Raw genomic sequence first — 20508 nt, 5'->3', positions numbered from 1 at the left:
AAAAGGGGGAAGGAAACAATGATCGATTATGCATGGCTCATACCGCTTTTCCCGCTTGTTTCGTTTTTGTTATTAATTATATTCGGGAAGAAAATTAGAGAAGGAAGCAGTGTACTTAGTATTTTCTTCGTCTTTCTCTCCTTTATATTTGCGGTACTTGTATTAATAGAAAGATTTACGACAGTACCAGTGAAGCATAAGTGGGTATGGCTTAGAGCTGGAGATATTGATATATCATTTGGCTTTGAAGTGACAGCATTAGGGGCTTTAATGTTGTTTATCGTTACACTTGTGAGTTTACTTGTACACGTGTATTCGAAAGGTTATATGAAAGGTGAGGAAAGATTACCAACCTTTTATGCCTATTTAGGACTCTTTACATTTGCGATGCTCGGGCTTGTTATATCACCGAATTTATTACAGCTTTATATATTTTGGGAGTTAGTCGGCCTTGGTTCGTTCTTACTCATCGGTTTTTATTTCTTTAAAGAAGAAGCGAAGGCTGCTGCGAAAAAAGCTTTTATTATGACACGTATTGGCGATGTCGGTTTATTTATTGGGATGATCTTAATTTTCTGGCATGCAGGTAGTTTTGAATATGACGCAATTTTTAGAGCGATTCATACGGGTGATCTGACTCCGACAATGATTACAATAACGGCGATTTTAATTTTTATCGGAGCGATGGGGAAATCGGGTCAGTTCCCGCTTCATACGTGGTTACCGGATGCGATGGAAGGGCCGACGCCTGTTTCGGCACTTATTCATGCGGCGACAATGGTCGCAGCTGGCGTATATTTAGTGGCAACGATGTTTCCGCTATTTTCAGCAAGTGCGGTGGCGATGCAGACGGTAGCAATTGTTGGCGCCTTTACTGCAATCTTTGCAGCTTCCATCGGTCTTGTACAAACGGATATAAAGAGAGTACTTGCTTATTCTACAGTTAGCCAGCTCGGGTATATGATGCTTGCACTCGGATCTGCCGGTTATGTAGCTGGTGTGTTCCATTTAACGACACACGCTTTTTTTAAAGCGTTGCTATTTTTGGCGGCAGGAAGTGTCATTCATGCCGTGCATACGCAAAACATTAATAAAATGGGCGGTTTACAGAAGAAGATGAAAGTAACAGGTGCCTTATTTTTAATCGGTACTCTTGCAATTAGTGGTGTGCCACTCCTTTCCGGTTTCTTTAGTAAAGATGAAATTTTAGCGGCAGCTTGGATGAACGGCAATTATGTTTTATTCGTCTTAGCGATACTTGCAGCATTCCTAACAGCATTCTACATGTTCCGCCTATACTTTCTTGTCTTTACTGGGGAAGCGAAGATGAAGGAAGATGTGCATGAATCGCCCCGCATCATGACGTATCCGATGATTGTCCTTGGCGTTCTTGCAGTCGTGGCAGGCTATATAAATACACCCTGGTTTGGAACGTTTCTCGGGGATTGGCTTACGAAAGATGTAGCATTTAAAGTGCGAGAGGCACACGGACCAGTTTGGATTATGATTGTTGCGACGCTCGTTTCTTTGACAGGGATTGCTCTTGCATATGTCATATATGGCAAGAAATCTATTGCTAGAGATTGGGCTGGTGGCGAGGACTCGCCTCTTTATAAACTTTTGAAAGAAAAATATTATGTGGATGAACTATACAATATGACGGTGCTTCCTATTACGAAAGGAATCGCTCATGTGCTTCGCCTATTTGAAGTGTATGTAGTCGAAGGAATTGCCGTTTTAATAGGGAGTTTAGTGAAAGGGATAAGTGCAATTGGCTCTAGACTCCAAAACGGAAATGTACAAGTGTACGGGACTGTAACAGCTGTTTCACTTGCAGTACTCTTCATTATTTTGCTCTATACGGGAGGGGATTTACGATGAATGATTTGTTATTAACGTTCTTCATTTTTTCCCCGCTTTTAGGAATTCTCTTACTTACATTAACACCGAAAAAAGAATCACGTACAGTGCGAGCGCTCGGTTTATTTGGAACGGTGCTTCCATTCGGAATGGCTATCGTCCTCGCTTGTACATATGCTTCCGGAAAGAGTTTGTCTCTATTTGATGAAAAAGTGAAATGGATTAAATTTGGGGATTTTGCAGCGGTGGATAAAAGGTGGTTTTCCATTTATTACGAGCTTGGTATTGATGGTTTATCGCTCGTTATGATGGTACTGACGGCCCTTCTAGCGATGCTTGCAGCAATTGCGGCATTTACGATTAAAAGGAATTTGAAAGCATTTTATATGCTGTTACTCATGTTAGAAATAGGGATGCTCGGTGTCTTCGCTGCTCAAAATTTAATGTTGTTCTTTATCTTCTTTGAAATTACATTGCCACCGATGTTTTTATTAATTGGGAAGTGGGGGAAATTGTCGAGTGAAAAGGCTGCTTATAGTTATTTAATATATAACGGTATTGGCTCCGCTATTTTGCTTATCGTTTTCTCGGTTTTATTTGCGAAAACAGGTACAACAAATATTACAGAGCTTAAAGAAATATTAACGAGTGTAGGTGCTGGTGGAGGAATGGCTATCCCAAATAGCTTACAGTTCGGCTTGTTTCTTAGCATAATGATTGCTTTTGCGATTAAACTACCCGTTTTCCCGTTACATCGCTGGATGGTCAATGTACATATTGAAGCACATCCGGCTGTCGTTATGCTTCATGCAGGTGTTTTACTGAAGATTGGAGCATACGGTATAATCCGCTTCGGACAGGGACTATTTCCGGAATACTTTCGCGAGTTTGCAACGCTCATTGCGATTTTAGGAGTTATCAATTTATTGTACGGAGCCTTCTTAGCGCTCATTCAAACAGACTTTCGGAAGGTGCTTGCTTATTCTAGTATTTCGCATATGGGTATTGTATTAATGGGCCTTGCGGCGTTAAATGCACCAGGTACACAAGGCGCTTTATTCCAAGTTGTTTCGCACGGTTTAATTGCAGCCTTACTCTTTTTCTTACTTGGTGTTATAGAACAGCGTTTTGGAACATCAAATATTACAGCGCTTGGCGGACTTGCAAAAAGTGTACCAGTACTTAGCGGTTTCTTCTTAGCGGGAGGAATGGCATCGCTTGGATTGCCGGGAATGTCTGGATTTGTTAGCGAGTTTCTTGCCTTTCTCGGTTTATTCCAAGCGGAGCCAGTTATTGCTGCGGCCGGAGTACTTGGCATCATTTTAACTGCTGTATACGTATTAAGAGCAACCCTTCAAGTAACATTTGGTAAGAAAGAGTGGGAAGCGAAAGCTGATATACACGGATGGGAGTATGTCCCGATTTTGCTACTTATCTTCTGCATTATTGCAATTGGAGTAATGCCAGAAATACTAGGGGATCCGCTTCAAAATACATTGAAAACATTGGGGGTGAAGTAGGGTGGATATGAATACGTTACTTAGCTTATCATGGCATCTCATGGTGCCAGAATTCATCATTCTCGGAGCTGCCATCCTTCTTTCCATATGTGATTTGTTTTTTAAGCTGAACCATAGGTATGTAGCGCTTGGTGCAATCGCAGCTATCGTATTAGCGATCGTATCATTAATTACGCTATACGGTGAACCAGCGGGAGATATTTTAAATGGATCGTTTGTGTTAGATGGATTTTCAAAAGGATTTAAAACGTTGTTGTTAGGCGGGGCTGCTCTCATTTTATGCATCGCAATGAGCGATGATAAGAAAAATCCAATTGAAGATAAGGGAGAATATTATTACTTATTTTTAATGGCGCTCCTTGGGGCGATGTTTATGGCTTCTAGCGTTGATTTCATTACACTTTTCGTCGGTTTAGAATTGCTTTCACTTTCTTCCTACATTTTAGTAGGAATACGAAAAAAGAACCGTGCATCAAATGAGGCAGCAATGAAATATGTCATTAATGGAGGAATTGGAACGGCAATTACGCTCTTTGGAATGAGTTATTTATACGGCATCACAGGATCAACTAATATTGTGGATATGCAAAAGGTATTTGCTGGGGAACTGGCTGGTGGCATTCAATTATTGCTAGCTCTTGCATTTTTACTATTACTCGTTGGGCTCTCATTCAAAATTGCTACAGTGCCGTTTCATATGTGGGCGCCTGATGTGTATGAGGGAGCGGCTACACCTGTTACTGCTTTTCTTGGAACAATTTCTAAAATTGCTGGGTTCTTACTCATTATGCGTCTGTTCCTCATGGTTTTTGCAAGTGTATCGGTGCAAGGAGACATGCAATCTTTATACGGACGTATGAGCATATACATCGCTGTGCTAGCTAGTATTACGATGATTATTGGAAATGTAGTCGCATTAAAGCAATATAACGTAAAACGCTTATTTGCTTATTCAGGAATCGCGCATGCAGGATATTTACTCGTACCGCTTGTAGCATTATCGCCATTTACGATGGATAGCATGTGGTTTTACATGCTTGCGTATATGCTTATGAATATAGGCGTGTTTGCAATTATCCACGCCTTAATCTTACAAAGCGACAAAGAAAATATCACCATTTTCACCGGATTATATAAAAGGTCGCCATTTACAGCAATCGTGATGACGATTTTTATTTTATCGCTAGCGGGGATACCAGGAACAGCTGGTTTCATTGGGAAAATTAACATCTTTTTAGGGGCCCTTCATGTAGAGCCAGCTCATTACGTACTAGCTTCTATTATGATGGGGACGACAGTCATTTCATTCGTATATTATTTCCGTATTTTACAGCAAATGTTTTTCCGTACGGGAGAAGTAGAAGAGAAAATTCGTTTGCCACTCAATATAAAGGTTGTGATGAGCCTTTGCGCAATTTCGATTGTAATACTAGGGATTATGCCGATGATTGGATACAATTTCTTTTATGAATATTTTCCATTAATGAAAGATTTCTTCTTCTTAGGGAACGTGGTACAATAGTGAAAATAAAAGGTGTGGAGTCGTTACTCTGCGCTTTTTATTTTGTGTGAATTACAATTGAAGATGCATATAAGTATACGCTTTTAAAGAGAAAAATTACGATGTAACATGTAAGATGCTTATTTGTATTTGAAAAAGTGTGGCTTCTACTTATTATGGTATCGTTTTTATAAGATTTCGTAAGTAGTAGCTAGGTAAAAAGGGGTCGGTTTTTTGGCACATCTTTTAGGGCAACAAGCACTGATTGCCATCGTTTCGCATTTATTGTTTATTACCATTACGTGGTGGGCCTTACAAGGTATTCACATTGAGCGTTTAATGAAGCCTGGAAAGGTGATGCAGACGAGAGTATTACTCATCTTAATTACAATTGCAATTGGGACATCTGTAAGTAACTTTTTCCTTGATTATTTAGGCTATTCAAAGAGTTTAACGTATTTAGTAAAGTAAGTGTATAGAACCTCAAATCTCCGTTAACAATGGGGATAGGAGGGGATGAAATTGAAGCTTAAAGCCATTCTTATTGTTGCACTTAGTGTTGTTTTATTTTTGGTTGGATATAGAGAGATGAAACCAATGAGCGATGAACAGAAGATGGAGAGCATGATCGCAGCTGTAGAGAAAAATGATGCTAAAGTAGAAAAATGGTCATGGCTAGCGCGAGAAACAAAAACGATTTCTAATATACATACGTTTCAAAAGTTGTTAAACGATGTGAAGGACAAGGCGAATATTCAAAAGTGGGAATTAGAGCAATCTCCAGATGGATATAAAGCTACATCCTATAAAAAGTTTTCTTCTTATGAAGAACGAGTAGTAGTAACTTGGAGTAAGGAAAATACTAAAGAAAACACTTTCATTATTTTTGAAGTGAGCGGGGCAAAATGGGACCCGAAGTACATTCAGAAAACGAATAAAATTTTTAGTGAAAAACCTATAATTTACACTTGTGTTCAAGGTGTACTGAATGATAAGATTGAAGGTGTTTTGCAAAATAAAACCAATCAGGTTTTGAAAGATCTTTCAGCAAGAGCGATCGAACAGATAGAAGAAAGAGCATTTGTGTCAGTCTCCGCATACAATAAAAAGTGGGATGACGCTCTTTCAACAAATAGAGAGAAAATAAATGTGCAAATAGCAATACGTTCTACAGACAACAAAGATACAATTGTGGTTGGCACACCGATCATAACTTCTGAGTATTGAGTGAATAGATACTGAAAAAAGGACACGGAGGGGAATAATTTGGAAAAGATCATCGTCCGTGGCGGAAAGCGGTTAAACGGCACAGTGCGTGTTGAGGGCGCAAAAAATGCTGTATTACCTATAATCGCTGCAGCCCTATTAGCGAGTGATGGAAAGAATGTACTATCTGAAGTACCAGTTTTGTCTGATGTATACACAATTAATGAGGTATTACGTCATTTAAATGCTGAAGTCGTATTTGAAAATAACAAAGTAACAATCGATGCTTCTAAAGAGCTAAACATTGAAGCGCCATTTGAATATGTACGTAAAATGCGTGCATCTGTTCAAGTAATGGGACCTTTATTAGCACGTAACGGTCGTGCTCGTATTGCACTTCCTGGTGGATGTGCAATTGGTTCACGTCCAATTGACCAACATTTAAAAGGCTTCGAAGCAATGGGAGCAAAAGTACAGGTTGGTAACGGTTTTGTTGAGGCATACGTTGAGGGAGAACTAAAAGGAGCTAAAATTTATTTAGACTTCCCAAGCGTGGGCGCGACAGAAAACATTATGTCTGCAGCTACATTAGCAAAAGGGACAACAATCCTTGAAAACGCAGCGAAAGAACCAGAAATCGTTGACTTAGCTAACTTCTTAAATGCGATGGGAGCGAAAGTACGCGGAGCTGGAACTGGAACGATTCGTATCGAAGGCGTTGATAAATTATATGGTGCAAACCACTCTATTATTCCTGACCGTATTGAAGCGGGAACATTCATGGTTGCAGCGGCAATTACTGGTGGAGACATCTTAATTGAAAATGCTGTACCTGAACATTTACGCTCAATTACAGCGAAAATGGAAGAAATGGGTGTTAAAATTATCGAAGAAAATGAAGGTGTACGTGTTATCGGCCCAGATAAGTTAAAAGCGGTTGATATTAAAACTATGCCTCACCCAGGTTTCCCAACAGACATGCAATCACAAATGATGGCATTATTACTACAAGCTGAAGGAACAAGTATGATTACAGAAACGGTATTTGAAAACCGCTTTATGCACGTTGAAGAATTCCGTCGTATGAATGCTGATATTAAAATCGAAGGTCGTTCTGTTATTATGAACGGTCCAAACAGCTTACAAGGTGCTGAAGTAGCAGCAACTGATTTACGTGCTGCAGCTGCATTAATCTTAGCTGGTTTAGTATCAGAAGGTTACACTCGTGTAACTGAGTTAAAACATCTTGACCGTGGCTATGTAAACTTCCATAAGAAATTAGCTGCATTAGGTGCAACTATTGAACGTGTAAACGAAAAAGTAGAAGAAGTGAAAGAACAAGAAGTTTCTGATCTTCACGCTTAATTGAAATAGTCTCTATGTCTTTTGACATAGAGGCTATTTTTTTGGGCTTATTACTGTTATAGTCAAGAAATTCTATACTTATGCACGTACCAGTAAAAATATTTAGAAAATTTTTGTTTTATATGGTTCCCCCTTAAGTATGTTCTAAAAGAAAGAGTTGTTCCATAAGAATGAATGGAGTAAAGCTTTTTCATATTGGGGGAAATAAGATGAAATTTTCAAAGCCACTTTTTATTACAGTAGCGCTTCTCATAGCGCTCGTTATCATTGTACCTGCTGCTCTTGTCATTCCGTTTGCGAAAGCAAAAGTAGAGGAAAAAGCAGCTTCTAAAACTCCTCCAGCGATAGAAAGTATACCAGCTCCAGGGAAAGTGGATACAGCGGTTCAAGTTGCTGTATATCGCGAGAAACAGAAAAAGGTAGAGTCATTACCTATGGAGGAGTATGTGACCGGTGTAGTAGCTTCTGAGATGAATGCCAGTTTTGAAATAGAGGCGCTAAAGGCGCAGGCATTAGCAGCGAGAACATTTGTCGTGCAGCGTATGCTAAGCGGAGGTAAGAAAAACAATGCGGACGTGACAGATACGGTGAAAGATCAAGTGTACAAAAGCAAAGAAGAATTGAAAAAACAATGGGGCAATAACTACGAAAATAATTTGAAGAAAATCGAAGAAGCTGTTTCGAAAACCGCAGGACAAGTTTTAACGTATGACGGAAAGCCAATCTCAGCATCCTTCTTCTCAACGAGTAATGGCCGGACAGAAAATGCAGCCGATTATTGGGGAAATGATTATCCGTACTTAAAGAGTGTAGATAGTCCGTGGGATCAAGCTTCTCCGAAATTTACGAGTGAGCAAACCTTTACCGTAGCTGACTTTCAAAAACGTCTCGGTGTGAAAGTGTTAGCAGACGGAAAAGTTGGCGACATTAAAGGGCGTACGGAAGGAAAACGTGTAAAAGATGTAGCATTTCAAGGGAAAACATTAACCGGAAGAGATGTGCGTGACAAATTAGATTTACGCTCCTCTGATTTCACGTGGAAACAAGAGGGAGATAAAATCGTTGTTACGACGAAGGGCTTCGGTCACGGCGTTGGCATGAGCCAATACGGCGCGAACGGCATGGCAGCAGAAGGCAAGAAATATACAGATATCGTCGCTCATTACTACAAAGGCGTTGAAATAAAGACGATGAACGATTATGAAGGTAAGTTGATGGTGAAGAAGTAGGTGTCAGGGTCTCCTGGCACCTGCTTTTTGTTTAAAATATCATAATTTTCCATTAATTGTTTGGTATAATAAGATAAAAAGTATTTGGGGGAGACAAAATGGCGTTACTGGAGTTGAAACAATTAGGTAAGACGAACCAGTTACCGGCAGTTGAACTGAAGGTTGAGAAGGGGCAATGTGTTGTTTTGCAATGTAATAACCATACAGCTAAAGTGTTACACCGTATTATTATTGGTGAGGAAGAAGCTTCAACTGGCAATGTGCTATTTGAAGATGAAGCGATTGGAAAGAGAAATTATTCTCGCATCGGCTTTTGTTTTTTGAAAGATGAAGCATATGATCGTTTGAAGGTAAAGGAATACTATAAGTTTTTATTAGGGCTGTATGAATCAAATATGAGTATAGAAGAAGTTGTACAATATGTCGGCCTTTTAGATAAATTAAACGTTAAAATAGAAAAACTATCATTTTCAGAGAAACGTCGTCTCCATATTGGGCGAGTTATGATTCATAATCCAGATTTAGTTATTTTGGAAGAACCAGAGCAAAATGTAGATACAGAGAGTACGATTATGATTCGAAAAGCAATTATGAAAATGAAAGAGCAAGGAAAGGCAATTTTTATTACATCATCGTTTCTATCGGACGCCCTTTCGTTAACAGAAGATGTATACATATTAAACAATGATGGTGTGAAAAAAGTAGAAATCGAACAAGAGGAAGCAGAAGAGGTCGATGAAGAAAAAGTCGTTCAAATGATTCCGCAAATGAAGTTAGAAAGAATACCAGCGAAAGTGAACGATAAAATCATTTTATTAGACCCGATGGAAATTCATTTTATTGAAACGCAAAACGGAGTAACACATATTCATGTGCGCGAAGGTGATTTCGTATGTGCATTAACATTAAGTGAACTAGAAGCGAGATTAACAGGTTTTGGTTTCTTTAGATGTCATCGCTCTTACCTTGTGAATTTACAAAGAGTACGAGAAGTAATTACTTGGACTCGTAACAGTTTCAGCTTAATTTTAGACGACGAAAGAAAAAGTTCAATTCCGCTTTCGAAAGGACGAATGGATGAGTTGAAAGGTGTAATTGGGCTATAAAAAGTACTCCAATAAGCTCAAAATACGATTCATTCACCGGTAAAAATACTCCTTTTACCGGTATTTTACTGCGTAAACCCTTTGATTTTCATATGATTGAGTCAAGAAAAGCGAAACAAACAAACGAAAAGCGCTAAAGCGACTTTCATCTATAAAAGAAAAAAACAAAGGGGATGACGAGATGACATTGGCAATTGAAATGAAAGATGTAATGAAAAGTTTCAACGAAAAAACGGCACTTCGAAATGTAAATATTGAGGTGAAGCAAGGAGAAATTTTTGGATTCCTCGGACCGAGTGGATCTGGGAAAACGACGACAGTAAAAATATTAACTTCTCAATTACTTCATAGCGTTGGAACGGTAAAAGTATTAGGGAAAGATATTACAGGGCCAAGCAGCATCGATTATAAACGAATTGGTATTTTAACAGACAACAGTGGCTTATATGAAAGGCTTAGCATTTATGATAACTTACTATTATTTTGTGACTTATACGATTGTAAAAAAGAACGAATCGATGAAGTGCTAACGCAAGTGAATCTATTAGATGATAAAAAAACATTAGTAAAGAAATTATCAAAAGGAATGAAGCAGCGCGTCACATTAGCTAGAGCAATTCTTCATAAACCAGATATCCTCTTCTTAGACGAACCAACATCTGCACTTGATCCAGTTAACGTACAAAACATTCATAAAATCTTAAAAGACTTAAATAAAGAAGGGACGACAATTTTCTTAACAACGCACAATATGGACGAAGCAGAGACGCTTTGTAACCGCATTGCCTTTCTATGCGGCGGAGAAATTGTAGCGCTTGATACACCGGAGAACCTTCGCTTAAAATACGCGAAAGATCAAATACAAGTCGTGTTAAAGGATAAGAAGAAAGAAACGGTACAAAAAGATGAATTAGGTGCAAAACGTATTTCAGAATGGATGAAAAAAGGCGAGTTACTATCGATTCATTCACACGAACCAACGCTAGGCGATATCTTTATTGAAGTTACTGGGAGGGGATTATAATGACATTTTCAATGAGACGTGTATCAGCTATTTTTAGAAAAGAAGTACAGGATTTTAAGACGAATTCACAAGTGCTGCTAATGGCATCTTTACCAATTATATTTGCATTTATATATAGTAGGTTTGGACAAGGGAGTGCAGGGGTTGGCATTATTACTTTAATGGCCTTTCTATTTGTTGCAGGGTTTGTTCAATCAATGGTAATTGCAGAAGAGAAAGAAAAGCATACGTTACGTGTGTTAATGCTATCACCAGCTTCATCTGTTGAAGTTCTTTTTGGGAAAAGTATATTAACAGTATGTTTAACGTTAGGTATTTCTATTGTAAACTTATTCATTTTGGATCAATTAAGTGGAAATTTCTTATTACTAGCATTTGTTTTCTTATGTGGAACAATTCTATTTACTTTAATTGGAACGATGATTGGATTACTAGCTGAGTCTGTCCCACAAACATCACTAATTGGAATGCCAATATTAATGACGATGTATTTAGCTGTACAATTTGAGCCAATGGTTGAAAATAAAGTAATTAAGACAATGATTAGTTATCTTCCAACATCTCATCTCGAAAAGGCAATTAAAAGCTTAGTAGAGGGTGCAGGATTTAGTAGTATTAGTGGCCATATGATAAATGTTGGAGCTTGGCTTATTATTTCACTTATTGCATGTTTAATCGTGTATAAAAAGAAACAATTAGATTAAAAACTGAGCCGAAATGCTCAGTTTTTTCTTTTTTCTATCATTTCCTCGGAAATCTTACAATTCTTATACATATTTTTACAAATTTTGTCGAAAAGTAATTAGTTATAGGTTGTATAGGATGCGTGAATATTGTTCAAAATGATTGCTGAGGTGATGATGGAATGCGAGGAAGAAATAATAAAAAGTCGCAAAAGGTAGTACATTTATTTCAAAAAAGATGGGTATTTCCGGCACTATACATTGCTTGTGCAGCGGTAATTTTAATGGTTGCACTATGGTTCCAAGGAGCTAATCCGAAGAAGACTCCGAACCAAGATCAAGCAACGCCGTATACACAAACGGAAGATCCAGCAGTACCAGTAACGAAGTCTTCAGAAGTAGTGAAAATGCCAGCTGCCGCGAGTGCGGAAGTAGTTGTACAGAAGAAGTTCTATGAAGATGCAGCAACTGAGGCGGAACAAGAAAAAGCACTTGTCTTTTATAACAACACATATTCCCCGAACAAAGGAATTGACATTGCTGCGAAGAATGGAAAAGAATTCAATGTTACAGCTGCTTTAAGTGGTACAGTAACGAAAGCTGAAAAAGATTCACTTCTTGGTTATGTTGTAACAGTTGATAGCGGAAATGGTGTAGCAGCTTCTTATCAAAGCTTAGGCAGTGTGAAAGTAGAAAAAGGTGCACGAGTTGTACAAGGTGAAGTATTAGGAAAATCCGGTCTAAGTGCCATGAATAAAGAAGCAGGTTCTCACGTTCACTTTGAAGTACGTAAAGACAATGTGGCTGTGAACCCTGAGCGCTACTTAAATAAGTCAGTAGCAGAAATTAAAGCTGATGCAGGTGCTGCAAAGGCAACGAACGCTTCTGGTAAAAAAGCTGATGACAAATCTCAAAAAGAAGAAAAGTCAACGAGCACGAAACCAGAAAGTAAAACAGAAGACAAGTCTCAAAAAGAAGAGAAATCAACTAGCGGTTCAACTAGTGACAAAAAAGAAGAACCGAAGAAAGAAGAAAAATCAACAAATGGTTCTACAGAATCATCTAACAGTTCTTCTTCACAAGAATAAGAAAGTGAAAAAATCAGTTCTCACTAGGAGAGCTGATTTTTTTATTTCCATATAAAAATACTCAATTTCGAGAAAAAAGTTGCAATAACAAGGAAAAATGACGAGATTCTCGAATATATATTACAAAAAGGAGGGGATACTGTGTCATTTTTGTTTGTTCTGTCGACTGCTATTATTTTATTGTTTGTTTTATTTACTTTATATTATTACATTGCCGGTAAGAAAGAGGTTCCCCACCATCAATTGTTAGAAGAAGAGTTAGAGCGAGAAGAATGACACCTTGTATACAAGGTGTCATTTTTTTCGCCAAAATAGTCACTGTTAACGTATTTCTCACAAAAAAACGTAATTTTTCTTAACTTAGTCCGCAAAAATAGTGAACATGTAGCATATATCAGTAGTGCGGGCAATACAATGGTATAAACCAAAGCAAAGAGAGTGTTTGAGGTGAGAAATCGTGAATCATTTCATTATAAATCCAAGAATGTTTAACGCTTACAAACAGCACTCACACTTACTTCTAAGTCGTATGCAGCGAGGCTCATTTCACCCTTCTCACATCCAATTTAGGGAGGCGAGTGGTGTGCACGATTACATCAAAGAGAGAACTATCAAGATTGGTAAGTATATCGTGGAGACAAGAAAGACAGTGCGTGTCATTGCAAAGGAATTTGGGGTATCAAAGAGTACAGTCCATAAAGACTTAACGGAACGTCTACCAGAAATTAATCCAGAGCTCGCAAATGAAGTGAAAGAAATTCTTGATTATCATAAGTCTATTCGTCATTTAAGAGGCGGAGAAGCAACAAAGCAAAAGTATAGAAAAGAAGATGTAGAAAAGCCGGTACGTCAATAAATATGCGATCGTAAACATTCCGTTTCAATTCGGTAATATTTTTCAGAAGAATTCTTTTTGCGAATATTACGTTTCTGTTAAATTTATGATAAAATCAGAAATTAGGTGTAAAAGAATTCGGGTGTAACCTGATTTTGAATATCGAGGAGGAAAAAACGGGAATGTTTGCGCGAGATATCGGAATTGACCTAGGTACGGCTAACGTATTAATCCATGTTAAAGGTAAGGGTATTGTATTAAATGAGCCATCTGTTGTTGCTATTGATCGTAACACAGGCAAAGTATTAGCAGTAGGTGAAGAAGCAAGAAGTATGGTGGGACGTACGCCTGGTAATATTGTAGCCATTCGTCCACTAAAAGATGGTGTAATCGCAGATTTCGAAATTACAGAAGCAATGTTAAAGTATTTCATTAACAAATTGGACGTAAAGAGCTTCTTTTCAAAACCTCGCATTTTAATTTGTTGTCCAACAAATATCACATCAGTAGAACAAAAAGCAATTCGTGAGGCTGCTGAACGTTCAGGTGGTAAAACAGTATTTTTAGAAGAAGAACCAAAAGTAGCCGCAGTTGGTGCTGGTATGGAAATCTTCCAACCAAGCGGTAACATGGTTGTTGATATTGGTGGAGGTACAACAGATATCGCTGTACTATCTATGGGTGATATTGTTACCTCTTCCTCTATCAAAATGGCTGGCGATAAGTTTGATATGGAGATCTTAAACTACATTAAACGTAAGTATAAGCTATTAATCGGGGAACGTACTTCAGAAGATATTAAAATTAAAGTTGGTACAGTATTCCCAGGTGCACGTAGCGAAGAACTTGAAATTCGCGGACGTGACATGGTAACAGGTTTACCACGCACAATTACAGTATGTTCAGAAGAAATTACAGAAGCATTAAAAGAAAATGCGGCTGTTATTGTACAAGCTGCAAAAGGCGTACTAGAGCGCACACCACCAGAATTATCAGCGGACATCATCGACCGCGGTGTCATTCTAACAGGCGGTGGAGCTTTACTACACGGCATTGACATGCTCCTAGCAGAAGAACTAAAAGTACCAGTATTAATTGCTGAAAACCCAATGCACTGCGTTGCGGTTGGTACAGGTATTATGTTAGAGAATATCGATAGATTACCAAAGCGTGCTTTACGATAAAGTGAAAGGAACTAAGGTGTAAACCTTAGTTCTTTTTTTTGTATTTTTATTTTTTTATTTCGATTTTTTGAGAAAATAGAAGAAAAATAAAGAAAAACGAAGAATATAGGTAAAATATTCATATATATGGTTAAATTTAATATTTCCGTATTTGAAAACGTTTATAATATAATGAGTCGAATACGACATTAAGGCAAATCATGTTCAAATACATATTGCCTTTCCCTAATCTGGGCATACACTCTTTTCTACCTCCGTGTCAGTTGCAAGGATATGCAACTATTTTAAGAAAATAGAGTGTATGCATTTTTTTATAAATAGGAAGTAAAGTTTCACTTTACCCCGCATTAACGGGCAGTAAGATTCCCACCTCTAAATTTGGAGAATACAAGGGAGTTAGGTGGGAGATCAACTGCCCGTAAAAGCCCGATTGGTTCAACTAATAATCAGTGGGGGTGAATCTCCCACTGATTAAAGTTTCACTTTATAATGACAAACAATAAACAAAATGGGATAATAGACAATATGTCCAAGTGGTAAGACCAATATTACAAAAGGGGCGATTGTTATATGCTAAATATAGAACAAATTAAAGAAATCATTCCTCACCGCTATCCATTTTTACTTGTTGATAAAATATTAGAAGTAGATGAAGGAAAAAGAGCGGTTGGAATTAAAAATGTATCCGCAAACGAAGAATTCTTTAACGGGCACTTTCCTGACTACGCAGTTATGCCCGGTGTACTTATTGTAGAAGCATTAGCACAAGTTGGAGCAGTTGCTGTATTAAAGAAAGAAGAAAACCGCGGAAGACTTGCTTTCTTCGCAGGTATCGACAATTGTCGTTTCAAAAAACAAGTACGTCCAGGTGATCAACTTCGTCTAGAAGTAGAAATGACACGTGTACGTGGTCCAATCGGAAAAGGAAAAGCAATCGCAACAGTAGATGGTGAAGTTGCATGTGAAGCTGAAATTACATTTGCGATTGGTGATAAAAAAGAATAGATGTGAATGAAAAAAATTCTTCTGCAACATGCAGGAGAATTTTTTTTCATTCATATATTTTTTGTCCGAAACATTAAAATACAGATTAATCAGAATTCTTGTTGTAAATGAATGGAAGTTCGTATATAATGACGCTATAAATATCTTGGAATTAAGATAAAGTGAAACTTTAATCAGTGGGGGTTTTCTTCATCCCCCACTGATTATTAGTTGAACCAATCGGACTTTTATGGGCAGTTGATCCCCCACCTAATTTCTTTGCTTTCGCTGAATTTTGAGGTGGGGGTCTTACTGCCCATTAAAGCGGGATAAATGATAGCGCGATAAAAATAGAGACGCGCTTGTCACATTATAAAGGTTATGAGATAGGACAAAGCTTATTATGATTGGTTATGATGAAGTGTAGAAGAAAGTGATGGGTAAAATTAACAGTATCAGTAAATGAAAAATGGGCGTAGCATATCGAACATAGAGAGATAAAGGGGAAAGTGTCGCATTTTGAAAAGAGGAGATCGTACCATGTTCGGGAGAAAAAAAAGAAAACCATTACGACAATTAATTACACATAAAGAGCCTAAGTCACGTATTGCGGAACAATACCGTAACATCCGTACAAACATTGAGTTTACATCTATAGATAGCAGTATTCGTTCTATTGTTGTCACCTCGGCAAATCCGGGTGAAGGAAAAACAACGACTGTTTCCAATCTAGCAGTTGTTTTCGGTCAACAAGGGAAAAAGGTATTGTTAATTGGAGCAGACTTACGTAAGCCAACAATTCAAAACTTATTTGCTGTTCATAGCCCTAATGGCTTAACGAACCTATTATCAGGACAAGCGAAATTCATGCAATGTATTCAAAAAACAGATATAGAGAATGTTTATTTAATGGCTTCAGGTCCAATACCGCCAAACCCAGCTGAACTATTAAGTAGCCGGGCAATGGATGAGCTATTACTAGAAGCATATAACATGTTTGATATTATTTTAATCGACACACCACCAGTCCTTGCGGTTACCGATGCACAACTCTTAGCGAACAAATGTGATGGAATCGTACTGGTCGTACGTAGTGAAAAAACAGAAAAAGATAAAATCTTAAAAGCGAAGCAAATATTAGACAAAGCTTCTGGTAAATTACTTGGTGTTGTTTTAAATGATAAGAGGGAAGAAAAGGAACAATATGGATATTATTAGAGAATAATGTATGTAATAGTAAATTTAAAAGCTGATAAATATTTTTATCGGCTTTTTTGAATTTTTTATTAATTTTTTATTTAACTATATGAAAATAATGATATAATGGAAGTTTTGGGAAATCGATGGAATGTGTTGTCATATTTAAGATTATTTTGTAAGATTATATTTGTTTGTTATGAGCTCGTATTAAATAATTTATTAAAATAAAAAAATGTAAGATGAATATGTTATAATTTTTCTTATGTGCAAATTTTAGAAAGTTGGAGGAACTTATGGAAGAAACAATTAGTTTGAAAGAGTTATTTCTTATCTTAAAAAAGCGTCTAGCAATGATCCTCATAATCGCCTTTGGTGCCGCTATAGTAAGTGCTATCATTAGCTTCTTCTTTATGACACCAATCTATCAATCTTCTACGCAAATTCTTGTTAACCAAAAGAAACAAGAAGGGACAGCTATTCAGTTGGGGGAAATTCAGTCAAATATTCAACTAACGAATACATATAAAGTTATTATTAAAAGTCCTGTTATTTTAGATCAAGTGAAGTCGAAACTAGGATTAAATATAACAATTCAGGACCTAAATAAAAAAATTGAGGTTGCGAATGAAAAAGATTCGCAAGTTGTAACAGTAACTGCGCAAGATAAAAGTCCAAGTTTAGCTCGCGATATTGCAAATGCTACTGCAGATGTATTTAAAGGTGAAGTTGCAAAAATTATGAACGTGGATAACGTAACAGTACTGTCCAAAGCAGAAGTTACGGAAAATCAATCTCCAATTAAACCACGTCCAATGTTAAATGTGGCAATTGCCTTCGTTGTTGGCTTAATGGCTGCAGTTGGTCTTTCATTCTTACTAGAATACTTAGATAATACAGTAAAAAAAGAAGAAGATGTAGAAAACTTACTTGGTTTACCAGTGTTAGGTATTGTAGCTCGTATGGATGAAGAAACAACAAATGTGAAATCACATGCTCCATCATCAAGAAAAGTGAGGGGACAAACAATTGGCTCTTAATTTATTTAAAAAGAAAAAGAATCATCGTCAACGTCGTCAATTAATTGCTCATCAACAACCGAAATCACCAATTTCAGAACAATATCGTAATATTCGAACGAATATCGAATTTGCAGCTGTTGATACGAATTTACATTCATTAATGGTAACATCTGCGAACCCGAGTGAAGGGAAAACAACGACGACAGCGAATATGGCAGTCGTGTTCGCCCAACAAGGAAAGAAAGTATTATTAATTGATGCAGATATGCGCAAACCAGCGATGCATCAAATGTTTCAAGTAGATAATATTTTCGGATTGACGAACGTATTAACACATAGTGAACGTTTAGAGAAATGTGTACAAACAACATCAGTTGATAATCTGCACTTTTTAGCTTGTGGTCCAATTCCACCTAATCCGGCAGAGTTATTAGGTTCGAAGTCGATGCAAGAGCTTCTTGCACAAGCATACAGTATGTACGATTTGATCATTTTTGATTTACCACCGATTTTAGCCGTTACCGATGCGCAAATTATGGCAAATGTATGTGATGCTTCTATTCTTGTCGTTCGTAGTGAATTGACAGAGAAAGAAACCGCAGTAAAGGCGAAAGCTTTATTAGAATCAGCAAAAGGTAAACTGTTAGGCGTCGTCCTGAACGATCGTGAGCGCGAACAAAGCTTATATTATTACTACGGTACTAATTAATTAAAAGAGTGAGATATGGCAGGAACATATCTCCTTTTTCCCCTTGAATATGAGAGAAGTCTCATATTCAAGGGGAAAAAGATTACTATGAGAGAGGGAGGAAAATAAATGATTGATTTACATTGTCACATTTTACATGGCATCGATGATGGTGCACAGACAGTAACAGATAGTTTAGCGATGGCGCAACAAGCTGTGGTAGAAGGAATACATACAATTGTCGCAACACCACATCATCAAAATGGAAAATATGTAAATGAGCGTACTTCTATTATTCATCAAGTGAAGCAATTAAATGATGAATTAGAAAAACATGAAATCCCGCTGAAAGTTTTACCAGGGCAGGAGGTCAGGTTATACGGTGATTTATTAGAAGACTATGAAGCTGGTAAAATCGTTACGTTAAATGAAACAAACAAATACATATTCATTGAATTTCCATCTAATCATGTACCTCGTTATGCAGAACAACTTTTGTATGAACTACGTGTAAAAGGAATGATCCCAATTATCGTTCACCCTGAACGTAATGCCGAGTTAATCGAGCGACCAGCTAAGTTATATAACCTTGTTAATAAAGGTGCATTAACACAAGTAACGGCAGGTAGTTTACTAGGTAAGTTTGGTAAAAAAATCAAAAAATTTTCATTGCAGCTTGTGGAACATAATTTAACCCATATGATCGCATCGGATGCACATAATACAACATCAAGAGGATTTCATCTAGCAGAAAGTTATGCACTTATAGAGAAAGAATTCGGCGCAACTGTTATGAATGATTTAAGAGAGAATCCGTATTTAATCATTAGCGGTAAAGCAATTTATAAAGAAGATCCAGAACAAATTCGACGCAAAAAATTGTTCGGTATTTTTTAAATAAAGAATTGGTGATGTCTCCTAACCGTTATCAATGGAGGCACTCGGTCGTACTGTGGGTAGAAATTGTATTTCATGCCTACCTTAGACGCTTGTTGTCGGGAGTATGGTGTGAGGATGGGTTAGATGCCCAATAATTTATTTATGATAGAAACTCTACCTATGGAGTTATAATTATGACCTTATAGGTAGGGTTTTTGTTATTGTTACATATAAATATAAAAATGTGGGGGATATATTTGAACAAAGTAAGAAAAGCAATTATTCCAGCTGCTGGTCTTGGGACGAGATTTTTACCAGCAACGAAAGCAATGCCGAAAGAAATGTTACCTATCGTCGATAAACCAACAATTCAATACATAATAGAAGAAGCGATAGAATCAGGAATTGAAGATATTATTATTGTTACTGGAAAAGGAAAACGCGCGATTGAAGATCATTTTGATCATTCATTTGAACTAGAACAAAACCTTTTAGAAAAAGGTAAGTATGAAATGCTTGAGAAAGTACAAGCTTCTTCAAGAATTAACATTCATTACATAAGACAAAAGGAACCGAAAGGCCTGGGACACGCAGTATGGTGTGCACGTAAATTCATTGGAAATGAACCATTTGCCGTATTACTTGGCGATGATATTGTACAAGCAGAAACGCCATGTTTACGTCAATTAATGGATCAATATGAAGGTACACAATCATCAGTTATCGGTGTACAAACAGTACCTGAAAATGAAACACATCGTTATGGTATTATCGATCCAGTTGAACAAAACAATCGTCGTTATCAAGTACGTCAATTTGTTGAAAAGCCAGCAGAAGGTACAGCACCATCAAATTTAGCAATTATGGGTCGTTACGTGTTAACGCCAGAAATTTTTGTGTTCCTAGAGAATCAACAAACGGGTGCTGGTGGAGAGATTCAGTTAACAGATGCAATTCAAAGATTAAATGAAATTCAACGTGTGTTTGCTTATGATTTTGAAGGAACTCGTTATGATGTTGGGGAAAAGCTAGGATTTATTAAAACAACAGTTGAATTGGCATTAAAAAATAGGGAATTAAGGCAAAATCTCTTAGAGTTTATCAAAAAAAAATTAAATAATGATCGTTAAGGAGTGA

At 37.3% G+C, this 20508-nt stretch carries 20 protein-coding genes; all 20 read left to right on the top strand.

Annotated elements, in window-relative coordinates:
• Positions 1 to 18 precede the first annotated feature (18 nt).
• A complete protein-coding gene (gene nuoL, locus NLJ82_RS26105; RefSeq protein ID WP_000568207.1) occupies positions 19 to 1881 on the top strand; it encodes an NADH-quinone oxidoreductase subunit L in 1863 nt (620 codons plus the stop codon).
• Positions 1878 to 3380, top strand: coding sequence for an NADH-quinone oxidoreductase subunit M (locus tag NLJ82_RS26100; protein ID WP_000998912.1), 1503 nt, complete (start codon positions 1878 to 1880; stop codon positions 3378 to 3380). Before nuoL ends, NLJ82_RS26100 begins: the two co-directional genes overlap by 4 nt.
• 7 nt (positions 3381 to 3387) lie before the next feature.
• Complete coding sequence (nuoN, locus tag NLJ82_RS26095; protein WP_002081244.1) at positions 3388 to 4902, top strand: NADH-quinone oxidoreductase subunit NuoN; 1515 nt, start codon at positions 3388 to 3390, stop codon at positions 4900 to 4902.
• 213 nt (positions 4903 to 5115) lie between these two features.
• Positions 5116 to 5352, top strand: coding sequence for a DUF1146 family protein (locus tag NLJ82_RS26090; RefSeq protein ID WP_000940742.1), 237 nt, complete (start codon positions 5116 to 5118; stop codon positions 5350 to 5352).
• A 51-nt stretch (positions 5353 to 5403) separates the two neighbouring features.
• A complete protein-coding gene (locus tag NLJ82_RS26085; RefSeq protein ID WP_000767921.1) occupies positions 5404 to 6108 on the top strand; it encodes a YwmB family TATA-box binding protein in 705 nt (234 codons plus the stop codon).
• A gap of 39 nt (positions 6109 to 6147) precedes the next feature.
• Positions 6148 to 7452: a UDP-N-acetylglucosamine 1-carboxyvinyltransferase gene (gene murA / locus NLJ82_RS26080; RefSeq protein ID WP_000411260.1), complete on the top strand. Its 1305-nt coding sequence runs from the start codon at positions 6148 to 6150 to the stop codon at positions 7450 to 7452.
• A gap of 209 nt (positions 7453 to 7661) precedes the next feature.
• A complete protein-coding gene (spoIID, locus tag NLJ82_RS26075; RefSeq protein ID WP_000672635.1) occupies positions 7662 to 8681 on the top strand; it encodes a stage II sporulation protein D in 1020 nt (339 codons plus the stop codon).
• 98 nt (positions 8682 to 8779) lie between these two features.
• A complete protein-coding gene (locus NLJ82_RS26070; RefSeq protein WP_001185948.1) occupies positions 8780 to 9787 on the top strand; it encodes a LytTR family transcriptional regulator DNA-binding domain-containing protein in 1008 nt (335 codons plus the stop codon).
• A 181-nt stretch (positions 9788 to 9968) separates the two neighbouring features.
• On the top strand, positions 9969 to 10811 hold the full coding sequence (locus tag NLJ82_RS26065; protein ID WP_000170844.1) for an ABC transporter ATP-binding protein: 843 nt from the start codon (positions 9969 to 9971) through the stop codon (positions 10809 to 10811).
• Positions 10811 to 11515, top strand: coding sequence for an ABC transporter permease (locus NLJ82_RS26060; protein WP_000144473.1), 705 nt, complete (start codon positions 10811 to 10813; stop codon positions 11513 to 11515). The genes NLJ82_RS26065 and NLJ82_RS26060 overlap by 1 nt, the downstream gene beginning before the upstream one ends.
• A gap of 161 nt (positions 11516 to 11676) precedes the next feature.
• The gene (gene spoIIQ, locus NLJ82_RS26055) at positions 11677 to 12582 is read left to right on the top strand and encodes a stage II sporulation protein SpoIIQ (protein WP_001214938.1); all 906 of its coding nucleotides are present in this window, start codon (positions 11677 to 11679) and stop codon (positions 12580 to 12582) included.
• 141 nt (positions 12583 to 12723) lie between these two features.
• Entirely contained in the window at positions 12724 to 12858 is a 135-nt protein-coding gene (locus NLJ82_RS26050; protein WP_000008903.1) for a hypothetical protein, read from the top strand.
• A gap of 307 nt (positions 12859 to 13165) precedes the next feature.
• Positions 13166 to 13438, top strand: a complete 273-nt coding sequence (gene spoIIID / locus NLJ82_RS26045) for a sporulation transcriptional regulator SpoIIID (RefSeq protein WP_000544012.1) — start codon at positions 13166 to 13168, stop codon at positions 13436 to 13438.
• A 161-nt stretch (positions 13439 to 13599) separates the two neighbouring features.
• Positions 13600 to 14601 carry a rod shape-determining protein gene (locus NLJ82_RS26040; RefSeq protein ID WP_000457987.1) on the top strand — a complete coding sequence of 334 codons (1002 nt, stop codon included), beginning with the start codon at positions 13600 to 13602 and terminating at the stop codon, positions 14599 to 14601.
• A gap of 570 nt (positions 14602 to 15171) precedes the next feature.
• Positions 15172 to 15606 carry a 3-hydroxyacyl-ACP dehydratase FabZ gene (gene fabZ / locus NLJ82_RS26035; protein WP_000931959.1) on the top strand — a complete coding sequence of 145 codons (435 nt, stop codon included), beginning with the start codon at positions 15172 to 15174 and terminating at the stop codon, positions 15604 to 15606.
• Positions 15607 to 16125: 519 nt separating this feature from the next.
• On the top strand, positions 16126 to 16803 hold the full coding sequence (locus NLJ82_RS26030) for a CpsD/CapB family tyrosine-protein kinase (RefSeq protein WP_000467925.1): 678 nt from the start codon (positions 16126 to 16128) through the stop codon (positions 16801 to 16803).
• A 275-nt stretch (positions 16804 to 17078) separates the two neighbouring features.
• Positions 17079 to 17822: a YveK family protein gene (locus NLJ82_RS26025; RefSeq protein ID WP_000393168.1), complete on the top strand. Its 744-nt coding sequence runs from the start codon at positions 17079 to 17081 to the stop codon at positions 17820 to 17822.
• Complete coding sequence (locus tag NLJ82_RS26020) at positions 17812 to 18513, top strand: CpsD/CapB family tyrosine-protein kinase (protein ID WP_001207168.1); 702 nt, start codon at positions 17812 to 17814, stop codon at positions 18511 to 18513. The genes NLJ82_RS26025 and NLJ82_RS26020 overlap by 11 nt, the downstream gene beginning before the upstream one ends.
• Before the next feature lie 108 nt (positions 18514 to 18621).
• Entirely contained in the window at positions 18622 to 19389 is a 768-nt protein-coding gene (locus NLJ82_RS26015; protein ID WP_000566190.1) for a tyrosine-protein phosphatase, read from the top strand.
• Positions 19390 to 19628: 239 nt separating this feature from the next.
• Positions 19629 to 20501 (top strand): UTP--glucose-1-phosphate uridylyltransferase GalU, encoded by an 873-nt coding sequence (gene galU / locus NLJ82_RS26010; RefSeq protein ID WP_001045393.1) that lies wholly within the window; start codon positions 19629 to 19631, stop codon positions 20499 to 20501.
• Positions 20502 to 20508 lie beyond the last annotated feature (7 nt).

Source organism: Bacillus paranthracis, assembly GCF_024296885.1.
GTDB lineage: Bacteria > Bacillota > Bacilli > Bacillales > Bacillaceae_G > Bacillus_A > Bacillus_A paranthracis.
This window is presented reverse-complemented; position numbering and strand designations above follow the sequence as displayed.

Coding starts and splice junctions, on each gene's coding strand:
- nuoL (WP_000568207.1), top strand. CDS start 19: ATGATCGATTATGCATGGCTCATACCGCTTTTCCCGCTTGTTTCGTTT.
- NLJ82_RS26100 (WP_000998912.1), top strand. CDS start 1,878: ATGAATGATTTGTTATTAACGTTCTTCATTTTTTCCCCGCTTTTAGGA.
- nuoN (WP_002081244.1), top strand. CDS start 3,388: ATGAATACGTTACTTAGCTTATCATGGCATCTCATGGTGCCAGAATTC.
- spoIID (WP_000672635.1), top strand. CDS start 7,662: ATGAAATTTTCAAAGCCACTTTTTATTACAGTAGCGCTTCTCATAGCG.
- NLJ82_RS26070 (WP_001185948.1), top strand. CDS start 8,780: ATGGCGTTACTGGAGTTGAAACAATTAGGTAAGACGAACCAGTTACCG.
- NLJ82_RS26065 (WP_000170844.1), top strand. CDS start 9,969: ATGACATTGGCAATTGAAATGAAAGATGTAATGAAAAGTTTCAACGAA.
- NLJ82_RS26060 (WP_000144473.1), top strand. CDS start 10,811: ATGACATTTTCAATGAGACGTGTATCAGCTATTTTTAGAAAAGAAGTA.
- spoIIQ (WP_001214938.1), top strand. CDS start 11,677: ATGCGAGGAAGAAATAATAAAAAGTCGCAAAAGGTAGTACATTTATTT.
- NLJ82_RS26040 (WP_000457987.1), top strand. CDS start 13,600: ATGTTTGCGCGAGATATCGGAATTGACCTAGGTACGGCTAACGTATTA.
- fabZ (WP_000931959.1), top strand. CDS start 15,172: ATGCTAAATATAGAACAAATTAAAGAAATCATTCCTCACCGCTATCCA.
- NLJ82_RS26030 (WP_000467925.1), top strand. CDS start 16,126: ATGTTCGGGAGAAAAAAAAGAAAACCATTACGACAATTAATTACACAT.
- NLJ82_RS26025 (WP_000393168.1), top strand. CDS start 17,079: ATGGAAGAAACAATTAGTTTGAAAGAGTTATTTCTTATCTTAAAAAAG.
- NLJ82_RS26015 (WP_000566190.1), top strand. CDS start 18,622: ATGATTGATTTACATTGTCACATTTTACATGGCATCGATGATGGTGCA.